Source organism: Brevibacterium sp. 'Marine' (assembly GCF_012844365.1).
In the GTDB taxonomy this organism is placed as follows: domain Bacteria; phylum Actinomycetota; class Actinomycetes; order Actinomycetales; family Brevibacteriaceae; genus Brevibacterium.
Map to the genome: position 1 here is coordinate 719,962 of NZ_CP051626.1, position 18,872 is coordinate 738,833.

Below are 18,872 nucleotides of genomic sequence, written 5' to 3' on the forward strand. Positions count from 1 at the left end.
GTTTCAGCTCCTAGTGGTGTTGCTTGGCGGGGTTTGGTTCCAGGAGTGGATGGAACTCATCTGTGATTCGGCGGCCTCGTCCAAGTGGATGGACAGGACGGGAAGAATCTCTTCGAGCGCCTCGGCACTCAGCATGTCCGAGTGCCGGGCATCGACCTCGGTGACGTGGATGTCGCCGGTGACGAATCGGCGCCATGAGTCGGGGCCGGGGGTGCCGCTGGGAACGTCCCGGGTCGCGGTGAAGAGCACCAGCTCACCGTCGAACGTCTCCACCGGGGCCTCGCGGATCAGTTTGGCCAGGGTGAAGAACCCGCGGGTCATCGCCGCAATGGTCGTCGGCGCCACATTGCCGAGGGGATCACCGTGTGCACGCAGGATCTCCAGGGCCCGTTCGTCATCAAGACCCTCCGTCGTCTCCGTGATCGCCGGGTGATTGGCGCCGAGGTAGTTCGCCCACAGCTCGGACCCTTCGCCGACATCGGCGTTGCGCTCCTGCCCGGTGGGGAAGGCGTCGAGAATTCCGAGGAACGCGACGGACTCGCCCTGCTCCTGAAGGCGGGTGGCCAGACGGTGGGCGAGGACGCCGCCGAGAGACCACCCGATCAGGTGGTAGGGGCCCGACGGCTGAATCGTCTGCAGATGGTCGATGTAGTCGTCGGCGAGTTCGGTCAGCGTCCGGGCAGTCATCTCCGCCGAGTCCCCGGGTGAGAGGCCGGGCATCTGCAGGCCGATCAGCGGACGATCCGGATCGAGGCCGTGGAGCATCGCGGCGAATCCCCAACTGATGCCCGTGGCCGGGTGAACGGCGAACAGCGGCGGCTTCGAACCCGCGCGGCGCAGCGGAAGCAGGCGGTGGAGGCTGTCGGCGATGGAGTCCGCACCGCCTCGGCCGACCTCGCGAACGAGCTGTTCGACGGTCGATGAGCGGAACAGGGCCTGGACCGACAGATCGGCACCGAAGGCCTCGTTGACGGCCGCGATGAGGGGCCGGGCGAGGAACGAGTGCCCGCCGAGTTCGAAGAACGACTCATCGATGCCGACACGCGGCAGGGACAGTACGCGCGCGAAGATCGCGGCGACGGTCTCCTCCTGCGGCGTGCGCGGCATCAGCCGCGATCCGACGGCCGCTGTCGACGGATCGGGCAGGGCCGCCTCGTCGATCTTGCCGTGAGCGGTGAGAGGGATCTCGTCGATGACGACGAGGTGCGAGGGCGCCATGTAGGACGGAACGACCGAACGCACATGGTCGCGGACCTCATCGGCGAGGAGGTCCCGAGACGACGTCCCGGTTGCGTCTTCGGCGAGCTCGGCGTCGGTCTCCGTCCTCGCGCCGGCGCCGGCGACGATATAGCCGACGAGCTGCATGGTGGCAGGGTCCGTGCCGAACGGACGGACGACGGCGTCCCTGACGCCCGGTGCCTGGCGCAGGGCCCGCTCGACCTCCCCGAGTTCGACCCGGTATCCGCGCAGCTGGATCTGATCATCGCTGCGACCGATGAATACGAGCTCTCCGCCCTTGTGCCGGACGACGAGATCACCGGTCCGGTACATGCGCTCGCCCGAGCCCCCGTGGGGGTCGGCGACGAAGCGTTCTGCGCTCAGCCCCGGTCGGCCCCGATACCCGTGGGCCAACTGCTCACCCGCCAGATACAGTTCCCCGACCGTCCCGGACGGCACATGATGGAGGCGTTCATCGAGGACGTATCCGCGCATGCGCTCAAGCGGTGCCCCGAGGATCGGCGTCGGGAAGGCGCCCACAGGCGCGGCGAATGCGTCGACCGTGGTCTCCGTGGGCCCGTAGAGGTTGTGGGCGATGATGCCCGGGTGGTCGCGCAGCCACTGCCAGAGATCGGGATCGATCGCTTCCCCGCCGAGGGCGAGGATGATCGGAGAGTCTTCTTCCGCGGCCTCGGTGATCATGCGCTCGAATTCCGGTTCGGTGGTCAGCAGGCGAAGGTAGCTCGGTGTCGTCTCCCAGAACCCGATGTCGAGTCTGCGCAGATCGGCCGCCAGCTGCTGCGGATCGCGTTGGACGGTCTCCGAGGCGATGTGAAGCGGATGCCCGACCACCATCCACAGCAGAGGATCCCAGGCGGCGTCGAAGCCGATTCCGGTGGTGTGGGCGACCGGAATCCGATCGGCCTCATCGCTCGGGGTCGGCAGGAGCCGTGTGCGGTGGGAGGCGAGGAGGTTCGCCAAGGCCGAGTGGCCGACCTCGACGCCCTTGGGTCGGCCCGTCGAGCCGGAGGTGAAGGTCACATAGGCCGCCGAATCACGATGAGGCATGGGCGGCATCGCGGTCGTGGTGGCAGCGGTTCCCCTTGGGATCGGCGTCCCCCGAGGAGCAGGCGAGGTGCGATCCGAACCGTCGGCCGGCGAGATCTCGACGATGCTCGGGGTGATCCCGGCATCGGCGAGGAGGGGCGCGAGCTCTGAGGCGCCGCCCGGCTGTGTGATGACGATGAGCGGTTCGGCGTCGGTGAGGATCGCCGTGGTGCGGCCGCGGGGATAGTCGATGTCGATCGGGTTGAAGGCCGCACCGGACTTGAGCACGGCCAGCGTGGCGACGATGACGCCGGGGCCGCGGCTCAGTCGGACGGAGACCGTTTCGCCGGCGCCTGCTCCCTGGTCGATGAGCTCGTGCGCCAACTCGGACGAAGCCGCGTCGAGTTCGCGGTAGGACAGTGACGTCTGGTCGGACCGGACCGCCATGGCATCGGGCATTCGGGCTGCCGTGGCGGCGAAGACGTCGAGCACCGGTGGCGGCGTGTCTGCAGGCTCGGGGCCGGTGAGCGAATCGATCGCCGTCCGCGTTTCGACCGGGTCGAGCAGGGCGATGTCGTCAAGCGGACGTTCGGGATCCTGCACGGCCTCATCGACGAATCGGGAGAATCGTCGGCAGATGCCGGCGATGGTCTCCGCGTCGAACATCGATGAGTTGAAGTCGAGGACCACCGCGAGCCCCGCCTCGGCATCGCTGCGGCGGAACGTGAACGAGAGGTCGAACTTCGCGTCACCGGTCTCGACCTCAGGTTCGATGCTCGTGGTCACCCCGGGCAGCTCGAGTTTCGGTGCTGCCGACTCCTCGAGGGACAGCATGACCTGGAACAGGGGATGGCGTCCCAGTTCGCGAGGCGGATTGACCGATTCGACGAGACGCTCGAACGGCACGTCGTCGAGTTCCACAGCATCGATGACTGCGGCGCGGGTGCGAGCCAGGAGCTCGCGCAGGCCGGGACCCGCCGAGGTGTCGGTGCGGATCGGAATGGTGTTGACGAAGAGTCCGACCATGTCTTCCAACGCCGGGTCCGACCGGCCGGCGCTGGGGGAGCCGATGACGATGTCCTCACCGGCACCGAGCCTGCTGAGATAGCCGGCGAGCACGGAGTGCAGCGCCATGAACAGGCTGGCCCCGTTCTCCGCGGCCACCGCTGCCAGACGGGCAGAGGTACGGGCGTCGAGGCTGAAGTGATGGTGACGACCCGACTGTCTGGCGGTCGTGGGACGGGGACGATCGGCGGGCAGGGTGATGTCGGTGGGAATCCCCTCGAGCCGGTCGTGCCACGCCCGGACCTTTCGTTCCAGGAGCGGGGCCTCCGCTGCCGGGGCTTGCTCGTCCTCGAGAACATGGCGCTGCCAGAGCGCGTACTCGGCGTATTGGACCTCGAGGGTGCGCTGCATCGGATGGGCCGAGCCGCGCAGTGCGGCATAGGCGGTGGACAGGTCCTGCGTCAGCGGTCTCAGCGAGGCCCCGTCGGTGGCGATATGGTGCATCACCAGGTGGAGGACCCACTCGTCGCCTTCAGTGAAGAGGCTCGCACGAATGGGAAGGTCGCGGCTGAGGTCGAATCCGACGGCGGCCTCGTCCCGCATTCGCTCCGCGGTCTGCGTGCCAGAGGTTGTGGTGCGGCGTGCCATGAGACCCTCGCCGGCGTCCGGGGGCAGGATCTGCTGGACGGGGCCGTCATCGACGCTGGGGTAGACGGTGCGCAGGATCTCGTGTCGGGCGATCACGTCCGTCAGCGCCTGGCCGAGAGAATCCGCGTCGAGATCTCCGGAGAATCGGACAGCCAAGGAGATGGTGTAGTCCGAGGCATCGGTGTCGAGCTGATTGAGGAAGTGCAGCCGCGCCTGCCCATAGGACAGAGGGATCAGCTGCGGGCGGGTCTGCCCGTGCGACCGACTCCACGCGGTGAGGCTCATGTGCGGCGCACCGTCGGCCGATTCTGCCGTCCTCGCGGGCTCCTCGGCGGGTGCCGGCTCGGTGCGGCCGCGAGACTCGAGTCGATTCAGCAGCGCAGCCGGGGTGGGGGAGTCGAAGATTGCGCGCAGCGGCAACTCGGTGTCGAAGGCAGTGCGGATGCGGCCGATGAGGGAGACCGCCAGCAGCGAGTGCCCGCCGAGTTCGAAGAAGTCGTCGTCGAGGCCGATCTCATCAGCACCGAGCACGGACGAGAAGACTCGGCACATGGTGTGTTCGTCCGCGCTGCGCGCGGCTCTGGAGTCCGTGGTCCCCGAAGCAGTGGGGGCAGGCAGCCGGGAGCGGTCGAGTTTGCCGTGTGAGGTCAGCGGGATCGAGTCGAGACCGATGAGGATGTGGGGGACCATCGGTGCCGGCAGCTGGGCGGCGAGGTGATCTCGGAGGGCCGCCTCGTCGGCGTCCCCGGTGTAGTAGCCGATGAGCCGTGCCGATTCGGGGTCCGTGAGATTCTCGACGATGGCCGCCGCCTGGGTGACGCCGCTGCCCGAGGCCAGGGCGTTCTCGACGTCTCCGAGCTCGACCCTGTATCCGCGCAGTTTGATCTGGTCGTCATCGCGGGAGACGAAGTCGAGGCTGCCGTCGGGGTGTCGGCGCACGAGGTCGCCGGTCCGGTACATCCGAGCGCCCGGTTCGAGAGGATCGGCGACGAATCGCGTTGCCGTCTCCTTGGGCCTGTTGACGTAGCCGGAGGCGATTCCGGCGCCGGCGAGATAGAGATCGCCGACGACTCCATGAGGGACCTCACGCAGATTCTGATCGAGGACCATGGTTCGAACATTCCTGATCGGGTGCCCGATGGTGGGTCGGTCTCCCGCGACTGCGGCGGTGACGGAATCGATGGTGAATTCGGTGGGACCGTAGAAGTTGTGGGCTCGCACCTTGGGGTTCGCAGCAAGCTCCTGCCAGAGATCCTCGGGTACGGCCTCTCCGCCGAGGGCGAGCGACAGCGGGACGCGGTCTTCCTCGGTCTCGTCGTCGAACAGTCCCGAGATGATGAGCTGCCTGACGAACGACGGAGTGGTCTCGAGGGCCCGGATCTCATGCTCGCGGCAGAATCGGACGAGTGCTTCGGCATCGCGGCGGATCTCGTCGCCGACGATGTGCAGGCTCGCTCCTGCCACGAGCCAGAGCACCGGGTCCCAGGCGGCGTCGAAGCCCAACCCCGCCGTGTGCGCCGCCTGGACCGGTCCGACGTCGAGTCCCGCCTCGGCGAAGATGGTCTCCCGATGATGGGCCAGCAGATTCAGCAGTGCACTGTGGGGGACGGCCACACCCTTCGGAGTGCCGGTCGAACCCGAGGTGTACATCTCATAGGCGCGGTCGCTCGGAACCGGACGGTCGGCCCAGCGGCGACCGTGGTCGGCGGTGTCATCGGCACGTCGACCGACCTCGGCGGTGTGGAGTGCGGCGGTGCCGATCGCTGTGCCCGGGCGGACCGGGAGTTCAGCCTCGTCGGTGATGACGGCCGCGGGGGCGCTCGCGGTGAGGATCAGCCGGATCCGCTCTCCGGGGTAGCTGAGGTCGATGGGCACAGCGACTGCCCCGATCGAGAGGACGGCCAAGGGGGCCGCGACGGCGTCGGCGGACCGGGGAAGGGCAATGGCGACGGTGTCTCCCGCTGTGATTCCGCGGGAGGCCAGGACATGAGCGATCTGGTCGATGCGGGCCCCGAGGCCGGCGAAGGTCAGCTCACCGTCGTCGGCGATGAGCGCCCGACGGTCGGGATGCCTCCTGATCGTCGAATCGAGGACGTCGAGGACCGTCGACTCGGGTGCGACCGCGGCGCGGCCCTGACCCTGAGTGCGGATCTCTGCGAGCTCGTCCGGACGCAGCACCTCGAGTTCGCGCAGCGGTGTGTGCGGGTCGGCGGCGAACTGGTCGATCACTCGCACGAATCGCGCGGCGATGGCTTCGGCGGTGGATTCGTCGAAGAGCGCGGAGTCGAACTCGAGGGAGCCGGTGATGCCGGCAGCCTCATCGACCGTGGGCATTGTTTCGCCGACCGGGCGAGACGCGCCGTCGTTCTCACGTTCGGCCAGGTCGAGGAGGAGGTCGAACTTCGCCTCCGACACCTCTGGCCCGGGTGCGGGTTCGACGTCGAGGTCACCCATGTCCAGAGCCGCGGGGGCAGTGTTCTGCAGGGTCAGCATGACCTGGAACAGCGGATGGAGCTGATCCGAACGTGGGGGTGCGAGTTCGTCGACGACGCGTTCGAACGGCGCATCCTGATTGGCATAGGCGGAGAGGTTGGACGCGCGGACCCGATCGACGACATCGACGAGGCTGGGGTTGCCGGAGGTGTCGGTGCGCAGAACGATGGTGTTGACGAAGAAGCCGATGAGATCGTCGAGTTTCGTCTCCGTCCTGCCGGCGACGGGAGTGCCGATGGGAATGTCGTTGCCGGCACCGAGTCTGCTCAGCAGCACAGCGAAGGCGGCTTGCAGGACCATGAACAGACTGGCATTGCGCTCGCCGGAGAGCCGGCGCAGACCGGCGTGGGTCTCGGCGTCGATGTCGACGGGGACCCTGCGGGAGACACGGTCGGTGTTCTGTGCGCTCCTGGGCCGATCGACGGGAAGTCTGAGTTCGACCGGAGCCCCGGTCAGCGCGTCCTTCCAATAGGCCAGCTGGTCGGCGATCTCGCTGTCGGGGTTGTCCTCGGAGCCGAGCGTTCTCCGCTGCCACAGTGCGTAGTCGGCGTATTGGACCGGCAGCTCGGGGATGGCGGGGGTGGTGCCGCGAGCCCGAGCGCGATAGGCAGCGGAGAGGTCACCGGCCAGGGGCCGCAGCGACCAGCCGTCGGCGGCGATGTGGTGGAGCGTGAGGAGCAGGAGATGATCCTCGGTGCCCAGCCTGATCAGCAGGCACCGGATCGGCAGCTGCGACGAGACGTCGAAGCCGCGTGTGGCCTCCGCATCGACGGTGTGATCGACGAGGTCCTCGCTGATCTCCACAAGGGGCAGGGCGATCTGCACATCGTCGGCGGCGCGGACCACCTGTTCGGGCTGACCCTCGGTCCACGGGAACACGGTGCGCAGGCTCTCGTGCCGAGCGACGACGTCGTTGATGGCAGCTCGCAGAGCATGGGTGTCCAGGTCTCCGCGGATGCGCAGGGTGAGCGGAATGTTGTAGGCCGCGGACGCCGGGTCGAACTGGTTGAGGAACCACAGACGGCTCTGCGCGTAGGACAGGGGAATGGTCGCGGGACGGTCTGCGGCGACGAGTTCGTCTGCCGGCTCCTGTGCCGTGTCGTCGAGGTCGAGTCCGGCACTGAGTTCGCGGACGGTGGGATGGTGGAAGATCTCGCTCAGGGCGGGTGGGGACGCGAACCTCTCCCGCAGTGAGGCCACCAGCTGGGTGGCGAGCAGGGAGTGCCCGCCGAGTTCGAAGAAGTCATCGTCGATGCCGACGGTCTCCACCCCCAGCACTTGGGCGAAGGCCTCGGCCACGGCCTGCTCCTGGACTGTCCTTGGTGCTGCCGATTCCGATTGCGCCGACTGCGGTTCCGGCAGCGCGGCGCGGTCGAGCTTGCCGTTGACGGTGAGGGGAATCCGCTCGATCTGTGTGATGAATGACGGAACCATGTAGTCGGGTACGCGCGTCTTCATGCGCCGACGCACCTCGGCAGTATCGATCTGCTCATCGGCGGTGATGTAGCCGAGAAGCTGACTGTAGCCGGCCTGATTCTGTCCCAGGATGACCGCGGCCGACCGGATCCGGCCCTCCGACTGGAGAGCGAGCTCGACCTCGGAGAGTTCGACGCGATAGCCGCGCAGTTTGATCTGCTCATCGGCCCGGCCCAGGAACTCGATGCCTCCGGCCAGAGGCCTGCGGACGATGTCGCCGGTGCGATACATTCTGGAGCCGTCGTCGGCGAAGGGGTCGGCGATGAACCGTTCTGAGGTGGTGGCCGGACGGCCCACGTAGCCGCGCGCCAGATTCAGCCCCGCAATGTAGAGCTCCCCACGCGCCTGCGCCGGAACAGGGGCCAACCGGGAGTCGAGGACGTAGTGCCTGGTGTTCGCCACGGAGCCGCCGAGGTCGGGTGAGGCACCGGCGACGATCGGAGCGGTGAGACTGTCGACCGTCGTTTCCGCCGGGCCGTACAAGTTGAAGGAGTCCACCTCGGGCAGGGCCGCGAGCTGATCCCAGAGACCGCGTTCGACCGCTTCGCCGCCCAGGGCGACGACGCTGGGATGCTCGGTGCCGCTGAACGTGCCGTGCGCGAGAAGGGCCTTGAAGAATGAAGGAGTCGTCTCGATCGAGTCGATGCCGTGGGCGGCGAAGTAGTCGGTGAGAGTTTCGGGGTCACGGCGGGTGATCGAGTCGATGAGGTGGAGTTCGTGCCCGGCGAAGAGCCACAGCAGCGGATCCCAGGAGGCGTCGAAAGAGATCCCTGCCGTGTGCGCCACGCGCAGTCCTCGTCCAAGCCGTTGGGCGGCCGGATCGAAGATGGTCTTCTTGTGGCTGTGGAAGAGATTGAGCAGCGACCGGTGCTCGACCCCGATGCCCTTGGGCCGACCGGTCGACCCGGAGGTGAAGATGACGTAGGCGAGGTCGTCGGGAGCAGGCGTCGATCCGGTCTGCTGTGATCCGGCCTGCGCTGACCCGGTCTGGGTCGACTCGGTCGTCGGTGCTGTCGACTGTGGTTCCGCGTCGATGTCGATGACGGGTCGGTCGGTGCTCACACTCGTTTCTCCGGCGGGACCCGACGCTGCAGAGGAATTGATGACGAGCACCGGCGCGGAATCGGCGATCATCGCTTCGAGGCGGTCGGCCGGATAGTCAGGGTCGAGGGGTACGTAGGCGGCACCTGTTCTGAGGATTCCGAGCACGGCGATGGGCAGCGTGGTGGACCGGCCCAAGCGTGCCGCGATGCGAGTCCCGGGCCCTGCACCGCAGTCCCGAAGACGGTTCGCGAGCTCAGTCGAGCGGCGGTCGAGTTCGCAGAAGCTGATGTGCCCGTCCTCGGCGACGACCGCGGTGGCGAATGGGGACTTGCGGGCGTGACGGGAGAATTCCTCCACCACGGTGTGGCGGGGAAGGCTCTGGGCGGGTCCCTGGCCGCCCGCGATGAGTTCGTCGGACTCGCCGGCATCGATGAGCGCGAGCCCCGACAGGTGCTGATCTTCGCTCGGATCGAACTGGCGCAGGACGGAGAGGAACTGCCGCAGGTGCTCGGCGAGGCTGTGCTGATCGTAGAGTTCGGCGTTCGCCTCGAACCGAACGATGGCCGGCCTGCTGCCTCCATCGGAGCTGGGATCCGCTCCGATGCCGTGGACGATGATCGAGAGGTCATCGACCGGGCCGGTCGACAGCAGGTGCAGCGAGGCGGTCGACATTCCGAAGTCGATGTCGTCGACGTGCGGGAAGATGTTGACCGAAGGCCCGATGTAGTCGCTGTCGGTGCTCAGCTCCTGATACTGGAAGCGCTGATGGGTGAGCGTCTCGCGCAGTGTGGCGCCGGCGTCGGCGACGAGATCTGCCGACGTCATCCCCGGTGCCGCCTGCACCTGTACCGGCAGGATCTTCGACATCATGGACGGCACTGATTTGGACAGGGCGCTGCGACGAGCAGTGACCGGAAGGCCCACCGAGATGGACTCTCGTCCGGTCATGCGGTGCAGGTAGGCCGCTGCGGCGCTGAGGATGAGGGTCGGTGCCGACCGGGAGCCGGCCAGGCGTGATGAGAGCTCCTGGGGGATGTCGGCATTGCAGGTGACAAGCCGTCGTGCCGGTGATGCCGGACGGTCGGCCAGGCCGGTGGCCGTCTCCGACTCGGAGCGCACCTGCTTCCAGAACTCGGCGTCGGTGGTGAAGCGCTGCGAGGAACGGTACCGAGCCTCCTCGGCCACCAGATCGTCGAGGTTGCCGAAGGGCGAGTCCGATGCGGTTCCCTGATCGGCGAGTTCCCGGTAGACCTGGGATTCGCGGCGGAGGACGAGGACGGCGGAATAGCCGTCGACGAGGAGGTGGTGGGCCCGCTGATAGAAGATCCAGTGGTCGGGTCCGATGTGGAACAGCTGGGACCGGAGCAGGTCACCCTCATCGACATCGTGGACGGTTTCGAGATCCTCCTGCATCAGCGCATGGGCCGAGGCTTCGGGATCCTCACTCGACTCCGTCCGCAGGTCACGGACCAGGAGATGGCTGCGTGCCGGTCCGAGCTGTTGGAAGGGACCTTTTTCGTCCTCACCGAAGACGACGTTGAGCGAGTCGGCTTCGGCTACGGTCGTGGCGACCGCCTTGCGCATTCTGTCGACATCGAGCGGCCCGCGAATATCGACGTAGAGCCCGATCTGGAACGTCGGGTTGTCTGGTTCGATCTTCTGGGCGTACCAGATTCCGCGCTGTGCTGAGGTGAGGTCGATTCGAGCGTTCTCGTCAGTCATCGTGTCTTTCGCATTGGGTGGGGGTTTCCTTGGGCGAGGTTTCCGTCGGCAAGGAGGCGCGCGGGTGCTCAGCGCAACCCGGCTGTAGGCTCACGTGAGCAAGCAGGGGATCGGTCGTTACTGGAACTGCCCGATGTTGATATCGCCGAGGAGGTCGCCCAGATCGATGATCGGGCCGTTGATGAGCGCCCCCGAGGCCTCGGTCGAATCGGTCGGTGAGGTCTCGGCGGCGGAGGCGCCCCCGGGCGCGGCCATGAGACCGACGGCAATGACGATGCTCGCGAGGGCGGCACCGGAGACGGTGCGGGCGTTGATGAGCGTGAGATTCTTCATGGTCTCTGTCCCCTTCTGACTTCGTGGTCGTCCGTATTGGATCGGACATGTGTCGTTCGGAGGGCTCGCGCACGTGGATTGGCCGGCCGGGACGTTTTCTTGATCCGATGGTTCGAACCCTCGTCACAGCGGTACGACATGGCAGGGCCGCCTCGGCGAGGGAAGACGAAACACCACGGGTGCCGACGTCCTCACGATGAGGACATCGGCACCCGTGGCGGTTGTGGAGCGGGAGCGACCGGGGGTCAGCTCACGGTGACCTTTTCGCCTTCAGCGGGGCGAGCCGCCTCGGGGGCATCCGTCGACGCACCGTGCGCATCCGGTTCGAGCGAGAGCTCGTCGAACGGGTTCTCACCCGACAGGGTGGCACGGGCGACGTCGAGGTCGATCTCGTTCGTCCACTTGCCGATGAGCAGGGTGGCCACGGCGTTGCCGGTGAAGTTCGTCAGCGCACGGCACTCGGACATGAACTTGTCGATGCCGACGATGACGCCCATGCCGTCGAGCAGCTCGGGACGGTGCGACTGCAGACCGGCGGCCAGGGTGGCCAGGCCGGCACCGGTGACGCCGGCGGCGCCCTTGGACGCGATGATCATGAACACGAGCAGCGAGATCTGCTCGGGGATCGACATCGGCATACCCATGGCCGAGGACACGAACAGCGACGCCATGGTCAGGTAGATGGCGGTGCCGTCGAGGTTGAACGAATAACCGGTGGGCACGGTGATGCCGACGACCGGCTTCGAGACTCCGGCGTGCTCCATCTTCGCGATCAGGCGCGGCAGGGCCGACTCGGACGACGAGGTGGAGAAGATGAGCAGGAACTCACGGGCCAGGTACTTCAGCAGCAGGAAGATGTTGAGCCCGGTGACGATCTTGAGCAGACCGCCGAGGACGACGACGATGAACAGGGCGCAGGTGAGGTAGAAGGCGCCCATGAGGGTCGCCATCGCACCGATCGCGGCCCAGCCGGTCTTGCCGACGACTGCGGCGATCGCACCGAAGGCGCCGACCGGGGCGGCCCACATGATCATCATCATGAGCTTGAAGACGACGGCCTGGATGTGCTTGATGCCGGTGAGCACGGGCTCGCCGGCCTTGCCCATCGACTGCAGGGCGAAGCCGACGAGGAGGGCGAGCACGAGGGTGGGAAGCACCGGGATGTCACCGGGGATGAGGCTCATGAGGAAGGCGACCATTCCGCCTTCCTCACCACCGGCGGCCGCCTCGTACGGCTGGAGGTGCAGGCCGTCGCCGGGGTGGATGAAGTTGCCGACGACGAGACCGATGACCAGGGCGAAGGTCGCCATGATGAGGAAGTAGATGAGGGCGAGTCCGCCGACCTTGCCGACGGTGGCGGCCTTCGCCACGGAGCCGACGCCGAGGACGATGGTGCAGAAGATGACCGGGGCGATGATCATCTTGATGAGCGCGACGAACGCCTTGCCGAGGGGTTCGAGTGCGATTCCGGCAGCCGGGGCGATGAGCCCGAGAGCGGCACCGGCGACCACGGCCACGATGACCATGATGTAGAGCCAGTGCGTGCGATCCTTCTTCCGCTGCGGGGCACCCGGTTCGGGAGCGTTTGCTGCGGCGGCGATCTCCTTGTCGAAGGATCCGCCTTGCTGTTGTGGCGACGTTGCCATGTTTCCTCCAGATGATGTTCGCGACCTCACCCGTCGGTGGGTGGGATCGCACGCGACGATTGGCCGCGGTGGTGATGTACCCGACAACTGTGCCAGCGAAGTGTGACGGGTGTCTCGGTTGCGTTCATAGTGTTCACAGGAGGAATTGGGCGCCCGCCGAGGCGGGGGCTCGGCCGGGGAGGGTCGGCCTGGGAGGACCAGGCCCGGGAGGAGCAGGCCCGGGAGGATCGGCCGGGCGGGGTCAGGCCCGTGGGCCCTCTGCCTGCCGGGGACCGACATCGACAGGCGGTTCCTGCCGTTCGAGGGCCTTGCGGCCGATGGGACAGGTGATGGTGAGCTTGAGGCGTCGGCCCTTCGCGTCTTCGACGGCCCGTCGCATGAGCTCCCACCGGTGGCGGTCGGCCTGTGTGGGCTCGATCGCCTCACAGTAGATGAACATGACCTCATTGGCGTCGGGCTCGAGTTTGTAATGCAGCGCGGCGACGAGCTTGCCGGGAAGGTAGAGGTCGTACTTCGAGGATTCCTGGTTGTTGAGCATCGTGTACACAGTGGTCTCCTTGGGGTGGGTGGGTCAGAATGGTCGGTGTCACCAGTCGCTGGGCGACAGGGCCGCCGCAGATGCTGGGTCTCGCAGGCCATGGAGGAAAGCTTGCGCCCAGTGGCGGACGTCGAAGGCGGCGACGGTGTCGGCCATCGCATCCATGCGCCTCCGGGCCTCGTCTTCGCTGAGCGTGGTCGCATGATGGATGGCCACCTTCAGGGCGGCCCGGTCGTGGGGATTGACGACGATGGCTTGGTCGAGTTCTTCGGCGGCCCCGGCGAACTCGGAGAGGACGAGTGCCCCGCCCCTGCCTCGGCGGGCAGTGGCGAATTCCTTGGCCACGAGGTTCATCCCGTCCCGCAAAGAGGTGACGAGCAGGATGTCGGCGGCCAGGTACAGGGCGACGGCTTCCTCTGTCGAATACGAGTGGTGGGAGTAGTGGATGACATCGCGACCGAGAGTGGAGAACCTCCCGTTGATGCGCCCGACCGTATGTTCGACCTCGTCGCGCAGGTCTTGGTAGGCGCGCACGCCTTCGCGGGACGGGACTGCGATCTGTGCGAGACAGGTTCCCCGCGCATCGAGCAGTCCGTCATCGATCAGCTCCTCGAAGGACCACAGCCGGTGCAGGATCCCCTTCGAATAGTCGAGGCGATCGACCCCGATCATGAGGGTGGCGGGATCGCCCAGATCACGGCGGAAGCAGCGGGCCTTCTCCTGTACGGCCGGGGATTCGGCCGCGGCTCGGATCTCCTCGACGTCGATCGAGATCGGGTACGAGCAGACGCGGTCGCGAAGTTCCTCGGGGTCCATGCCCAACAGCTTCTGCATGGCCTGGCGGACTTTCGCGGCATCGGCCTCTCGCTGGAGACCGATGACATCGGCTCCGAGCAGGCCGCGCAGGATCTCGTCGCGCCAGGGCAGCTGGGCCATCTGCTCGACGGGAGGGAACGGGATGTGGCAGAAGTATCCGATCCTGACGTCCGGTCGTTGGGCTCGGAGCATCGCCGGCACGAGCTGGAGGTGGTAGTCATGTACCCAGATCGTCGCCCCGATCTCGGCTGTCGCGATCGCGGCCTGTGCGAATCGGGCGTTGACTGCCCGATAGGCCCGCCACCACGAGCGGTGGTACTGCGGCGCGACGATGAGGTCGTGGTGCAGCGGCCACAGGGTGGCGTTGCAGAATCCCTCATAGTACTGCTGATGTTCGTCGAGGCTGAGAGGCACGGGGACAAGGCTCATCCCATCGACATCGAAGGGCTCCAAGCTGTCGTCGTGCGTGCCCGCCCAGCCGACCCAGGCTCCGGCGTGCTCACGCACCACGGGAGCCACGGCTGAGACCAGCCCGCCGGGCGAGGCCTCCCACGTCCCGTCGATGCGGTCGACGGGGAGGCGATTGGCCACCACGACGAAAGCATGGCGGTCAGTTCCCATCATCGTCTCCTCTTCTCGTGCCGCCGGGCCGGATCGTGCCGGCACGTCGACTTCTGGGGCATGGGATCTGAAAGCATGGCCGAAGGGCGGAGGCGGACAGTGCCTCCGCCCTCCAGCCGCGTCCCTCAGTTCTCCGGTGAGTCCTTGAGCGAGTCTCTGACGCCCTTCAGCGAATCTTTGGCATCGTCGCCGACCTGCTTGATCTTGCCCTTGGCGGCGTCGGTCTTACCCTCGGCCTCGAGGCTCTTGTCATCGGTGGCCTTGCCGGCAGCGGCCTTCGCCTTGCCCTTGAGCTCCTCTGCTTTGTCTGAGGTCTTGTCGGCCTTGTCGTGGGAATTCATGATTCGTCCTTTCGCATGGATCGGTCTGGACGTCCTGCTCTGCCGAGCAATATTCATGTTTACGGTGTAATCAACTTAGCAGACCGAGTTTTCGCTGCGCAATAGATCCGGCGAGTCGGGTGGTCGATGGAGGGTGATAGCTTAGTCATCCATGAGGAGTTTACAGTGTAATCGCGTTATCAGGGGATCTCTCGACGCGTCGGATCAAGCGAGTAGACTGACGGTGAAATCCGCCCGGTCTGCGACATCTCCGACGAGGAAAGGGAGGCGCGCGTGGTTCAGCAGCGACTTGATCGTGCACAGGTCGTCGAGTCGGCGATCGCCTTCGTCGATGCCTGCGGTCTCAGCGAGCTCACGATGCGTCGCCTCGGAACGGCCTTGGACGTAGAGGCGATGGCACTGTATCGGCACGTTTCGGGGCGGGGGGACCTCCTCGAGGCCATGGTCGACGAGCTCATCGACGGCCTCTTCGACGACGATCTCATGACAGAGGACTCCCATTCGTGGGAGGAGTATCTGCAGCGTGTCGCCAATGCCACGCGGAATCTGGCCCTCAAGCATCCGCGGATCTTCCCTCTCATCGCCACCCAGCCACCTCAGGCGCCCTGGCTCCGTCCGCCGCTGCGAAGCGTGCGCTGGGTCGAGGACTTCCTGTCCTCGCTGCAGCGCTTCGGATTTGCCGACGCCGAGGCAGTGGCGGCATACAAGGCCTTCACGAGCTTCCTCGTCGGCGCGCTTCTGCTCCAAGCGGCCTCCCTGACCCCGGAGGTCCTCGGAGATGAGGAGGAGTCCTCCGCCGGCGACGACCTCGGCGAGTATCCCACGGTGGCCCGATTGCAGGGCCTGCTCATGGAAGACCACGCCCAGCGCGAGTTCGACGACGCCCTCGACGATCTCATCGAGCGGATCCGCACCAGCACGCAGGGCTGAGAGTCTCGGCAGCTGGGGTCGACAGTCCTTGTGCTGTGGCGCACCTGCGCTCTCGCGGATAGTCTTGGCTCAGTGACGATCCCATTACGAAGGAGCAGGATATGAAACTCAGCACCGCACTTCTGCGCGCAGCCCCCGGCGCGTTCATCCTCAACTCGGGCATCGGCAAGCTCGGCCTCGACGAGGATTCCGCCGCGGGACTCCAGCAGATGGCCGCCAACGGTGTGCCCATGGTCGAAAACATGACCCCCGCCCAGTTCGGGAAGTTCCTCTCCTACGGTGAGATCGCCGTCGGCTCCGCACTGCTGCTGCCGTTCGTGCCCACCCGCATCGCCGGCGCCGCACTGACGACGTTTGCCGCAGGCCTCGTCGCGAACTACTTCTCCATCGATTCGATGACCAAGGACGACGGAATCCGCCCGTCCGAGGACGGCATCGCCGTGGCCAAGGACACCTGGCTGGCCGCGATCGGCCTGGCCCTCCTGCTGACCGGCGGCAGCAAGAAGAAAAAGAAGAGCGACACGAAGTAATGACCTCCGTCCCGGCCCCACCACGGCGGGGCTGGGATCGATTCCGGGCTCGCCGAGGCGGGACCCTGGCGAGGCGACTCTTCCTCGTCCAGCTCGTCCTCATCGTCATCGTCTGCACCGCTCTGTCGGTGACGAGCTACGTGACGACGCTGAACAACATTCGGCACGCTGCCGGAGAACGGGTGCTGTCCATCGCCGAGACCCTCGCCCACGACCCCTTCGTCACCGAGGCTGTGACCGAGGGTGATCCCTCTGCCCGGTTGCAGCCCTTCGCGCTGACCGTCATCGACACCGCCGAGGTGGATTTCGTGACGATCATGGACCGTGACGGCACCCGCTACACCCACCCGGATCCCGATCAGCTGGGCAAGACGTACCTCGGGTCCACCGCGAAAGCCCGCGCGGGGCAGGCCGAGACCGAGGAGTATGTGGGCACGCTCGGCCCGTCCGTGCGCGCGATCGTGCCGATCACCGACGCCGACGGCGAGGTCACCGCGATGGTCGCCGTGGGCGTGACCCTGGAGACCCTGTCTGTGGCGCAGGCGGCCTCCCTGCCGCAGATCATCCTCGTCGGCCTCGCCGCTCTCGCCCTCGGTGGGCTCGGCTCCTGGCTGCTCGCCCGCTACCTGCGCCGAGTCACCCTCGGCTACGGTCCCGAGGAGCTGCGCCGGCTGTTCGCGTTCTACGATTCGGCCCTGCATTCTCTGCGCGAGGGCCTTATCCTCGCCGACGAAACCGGTCGACTCGTCCTCTACAACGACGTGGCCGCGTCCCTGCTCGGCCTGCCCACCGTGGAGGAATCGACACCGATCTCCCTCGCCGAGGTGGCCCTGCCCGAATCCGTCCGTGACCTTCTTGCGACCGGTCGGGTCGCGGTCGACGAAATCCACTTCACCGAGGATCGTGTCCTCGTCATCAGTCAGAAGCAGGCCCGGCAGCCGCGCGGCGGGAGGGATGAAGGCGGAACCGTCGCGACCCTGCGCGATCGCACGGACATCCAGGAGCTCACCGGAGAACTCGCGACGATGACGACGCTGTCCGAGGCCCTGCGCGCCCAGACGCACGAACATGCCAACCGGCTGCACACGGTCTCCACGCTCATCGAGCTCGGCCGGGTGCAGGAGGCCCTCGACTTCGCGGTCAAGGATGAGCAGGAGTCGCAGCGGCTGACGGATTCCTTCGTCGCCTCCCTCGACGAGCCATTCATCACCGCGCTCATGATCGGCAAGGCCGCGCAGGCCCACGAGCGCGGCATCGAACTCACGGTCACCGCCACCGGGGAACTCCCGCCCGAGCGACTCGATGCCCGCGACCTCGTCACCGTCGCCGGCAACCTTCTCGACAATGCCTTCGATGCCGTCGCGAACGCGGATGAGAAGCATGTGTGGGCAGATTTCGTCGCCGCCGACGGGGAGCTGATCATCACCATCGCGGACTCCGGTCCCGGGATTGCGGGCGACGACATCGAGGCGCTCTTCCACCTCGGCGCTTCGGCGAAACCCGAGGTCGCAGGCGTGGGACGGCACGGATTCGGACTCGTCTTGGTCCGGCAGGCGGTGAGCCGCCTCGGCGGGCATATCGATGTCGACTCCGATGGCGGCGCGATCTTCACGATCACGCTCCCGCTGGGGGACGGGGCGGGCGACTACGATTCTGCCAGGGAACCCACCACGGACGGTGAGGGTTCGAGCCGGGAGCGGGCGGAAGGAGACTCACGTGAGCGATGATGCCGCGCTGCGGGTCCTCATCGTCGAAGACGATCCGATGACGGCGCAGGCGCACGCGGATTTCGTGGCGCGGGTGCCCGGTTTCGACGTCGTCGCAACGTGTCTGGGCGGACACGAGGCGATCGAGCGCTTCGACGAACTCACCGCGGCCGGCACCCCGGTCGACATCGTCCTCCTAGACATGAACCTCACGGATTCTCACGGTCTCGAAGTTGCAGGGCGCCTGAATTCGCGTGGTCAGGACGTCGACATCATCGCGATCACCGCGGTGCGGCACCTCCAAGTGATCCGGTCGGCGATCTCATCGGGCATCACCCAATACCTCATCAAACCCTTCACCTTCGCGGCCTTCCGGGAGAAGCTGGAGAACCAGCGGGAGTTCCGGCGCGGACTCACCGGCTCGGGGTCCTTGGCGACTCAGGCCTCGGTGGACAATGCGCTCTCAGCTCTGCGGTCCGTGTCGGCAACGACCCTGCCCAAGGGGCTCATCGCCGAGACCTTGGACGCCGTGTCCGCGTTCGTCCGGGACTCTGCGGTTCCGGTCTCCGCCACCGAGGTGGGGCGTCGGCTTGATCTGTCTCGCGTGACCGTCCGCCGGTATTTGGAACATCTCGTCTCGACGAAACAGGCGATCAAGCAGCCCCGGCACGGTACCCCGGGGAGGCCCGAGTACGAGTATCGGTGGGTGTGAGGGGCCGAGTCAGTCCGGCTGAGGTGGCGGCTGTAAGGAAACAGTC

Annotated in this window: 10 protein-coding genes; 4 read left to right on the plus strand and 6 right to left on the minus strand. The window is 66.7% G+C overall.

Annotated features, from left to right (window positions below):
* Window positions 1–3: 3 nt before the first annotated feature.
* The 6 genes from HF684_RS03145 to HF684_RS03170 form a co-directional block, all read right to left on the minus strand.
* Complete coding sequence (locus tag HF684_RS03145; protein ID WP_169251314.1) at window positions 4–10,653, minus strand: non-ribosomal peptide synthetase; 10,650 nt, start codon at window positions 10,651–10,653, stop codon at window positions 4–6.
* A gap of 117 nt (window positions 10,654–10,770) precedes the next feature.
* Window positions 10,771–10,986, minus strand: a complete 216-nt coding sequence (locus tag HF684_RS03150; RefSeq protein WP_169251315.1) for a hypothetical protein — start codon at window positions 10,984–10,986, stop codon at window positions 10,771–10,773.
* Between the two features lie 245 nt (window positions 10,987–11,231).
* Window positions 11,232–12,512 carry a cation:dicarboxylase symporter family transporter gene (locus HF684_RS03155; protein WP_248279192.1) on the minus strand — a complete coding sequence of 427 codons (1,281 nt, stop codon included), beginning with the start codon at window positions 12,510–12,512 and terminating at the stop codon, window positions 11,232–11,234.
* A 361-nt stretch (window positions 12,513–12,873) separates the two neighbouring features.
* Window positions 12,874–13,179: a hypothetical protein gene (locus HF684_RS03160; RefSeq protein ID WP_169251316.1), complete on the minus strand. Its 306-nt coding sequence runs from the start codon at window positions 13,177–13,179 to the stop codon at window positions 12,874–12,876.
* 39 nt (window positions 13,180–13,218) lie between these two features.
* Window positions 13,219–14,607, minus strand: a complete 1,389-nt coding sequence (locus tag HF684_RS03165; RefSeq protein ID WP_169251317.1) for a trehalose-6-phosphate synthase — start codon at window positions 14,605–14,607, stop codon at window positions 13,219–13,221.
* Window positions 14,608–14,732: 125 nt separating this feature from the next.
* The gene (locus HF684_RS03170) at window positions 14,733–14,948 is read right to left on the minus strand and encodes a CsbD family protein (protein ID WP_152349260.1); all 216 of its coding nucleotides are present in this window, start codon (window positions 14,946–14,948) and stop codon (window positions 14,733–14,735) included.
* A gap of 273 nt (window positions 14,949–15,221) precedes the next feature.
* Between HF684_RS03170 and HF684_RS03175 the strand changes: the two genes are divergently transcribed.
* The 4 genes from HF684_RS03175 to HF684_RS03190 all read left to right on the plus strand — a co-directional run bounded on the left by HF684_RS03175 (window position 15,222) and on the right by HF684_RS03190 (window position 18,826).
* A complete protein-coding gene (locus HF684_RS03175; RefSeq protein WP_025780048.1) occupies window positions 15,222–15,878 on the plus strand; it encodes a TetR/AcrR family transcriptional regulator C-terminal domain-containing protein in 657 nt (218 codons plus the stop codon).
* 101 nt (window positions 15,879–15,979) lie between these two features.
* Window positions 15,980–16,408, plus strand: a complete 429-nt coding sequence (locus HF684_RS03180; protein ID WP_169251318.1) for a hypothetical protein — start codon at window positions 15,980–15,982, stop codon at window positions 16,406–16,408.
* A complete protein-coding gene (locus HF684_RS03185) occupies window positions 16,408–18,135 on the plus strand; it encodes a sensor histidine kinase (RefSeq protein WP_169251319.1) in 1,728 nt (575 codons plus the stop codon). The genes HF684_RS03180 and HF684_RS03185 overlap by 1 nt, the downstream gene beginning before the upstream one ends.
* Window positions 18,125–18,826, plus strand: coding sequence for a response regulator (locus HF684_RS03190; RefSeq protein WP_169250771.1), 702 nt, complete (start codon window positions 18,125–18,127; stop codon window positions 18,824–18,826). Before HF684_RS03185 ends, HF684_RS03190 begins: the two co-directional genes overlap by 11 nt.
* Window positions 18,827–18,872 lie beyond the last annotated feature (46 nt).

Excerpts from the sequence above, each read along its gene's own strand:
- HF684_RS03145 (WP_169251314.1), bottom strand. The coding sequence starts at position 10,653 with ATGACTGACGAGAACGCTCGAATCGACCTCACCTCAGCACAGCGCGGA.
- HF684_RS03150 (WP_169251315.1), bottom strand. The coding sequence starts at position 10,986 with ATGAAGAATCTCACGCTCATCAACGCCCGCACCGTCTCCGGTGCCGCC.
- HF684_RS03155 (WP_248279192.1), bottom strand. The coding sequence starts at position 12,512 with ATGGTCATCGTGGCCGTGGTCGCCGGTGCCGCTCTCGGGCTCATCGCC.
- HF684_RS03165 (WP_169251317.1), bottom strand. The coding sequence starts at position 14,607 with ATGGGAACTGACCGCCATGCTTTCGTCGTGGTGGCCAATCGCCTCCCC.
- HF684_RS03170 (WP_152349260.1), bottom strand. The coding sequence starts at position 14,948 with ATGAATTCCCACGACAAGGCCGACAAGACCTCAGACAAAGCAGAGGAG.
- HF684_RS03180 (WP_169251318.1), top strand. The coding sequence starts at position 15,980 with ATGAAACTCAGCACCGCACTTCTGCGCGCAGCCCCCGGCGCGTTCATC.
- HF684_RS03185 (WP_169251319.1), top strand. The coding sequence starts at position 16,408 with ATGACCTCCGTCCCGGCCCCACCACGGCGGGGCTGGGATCGATTCCGG.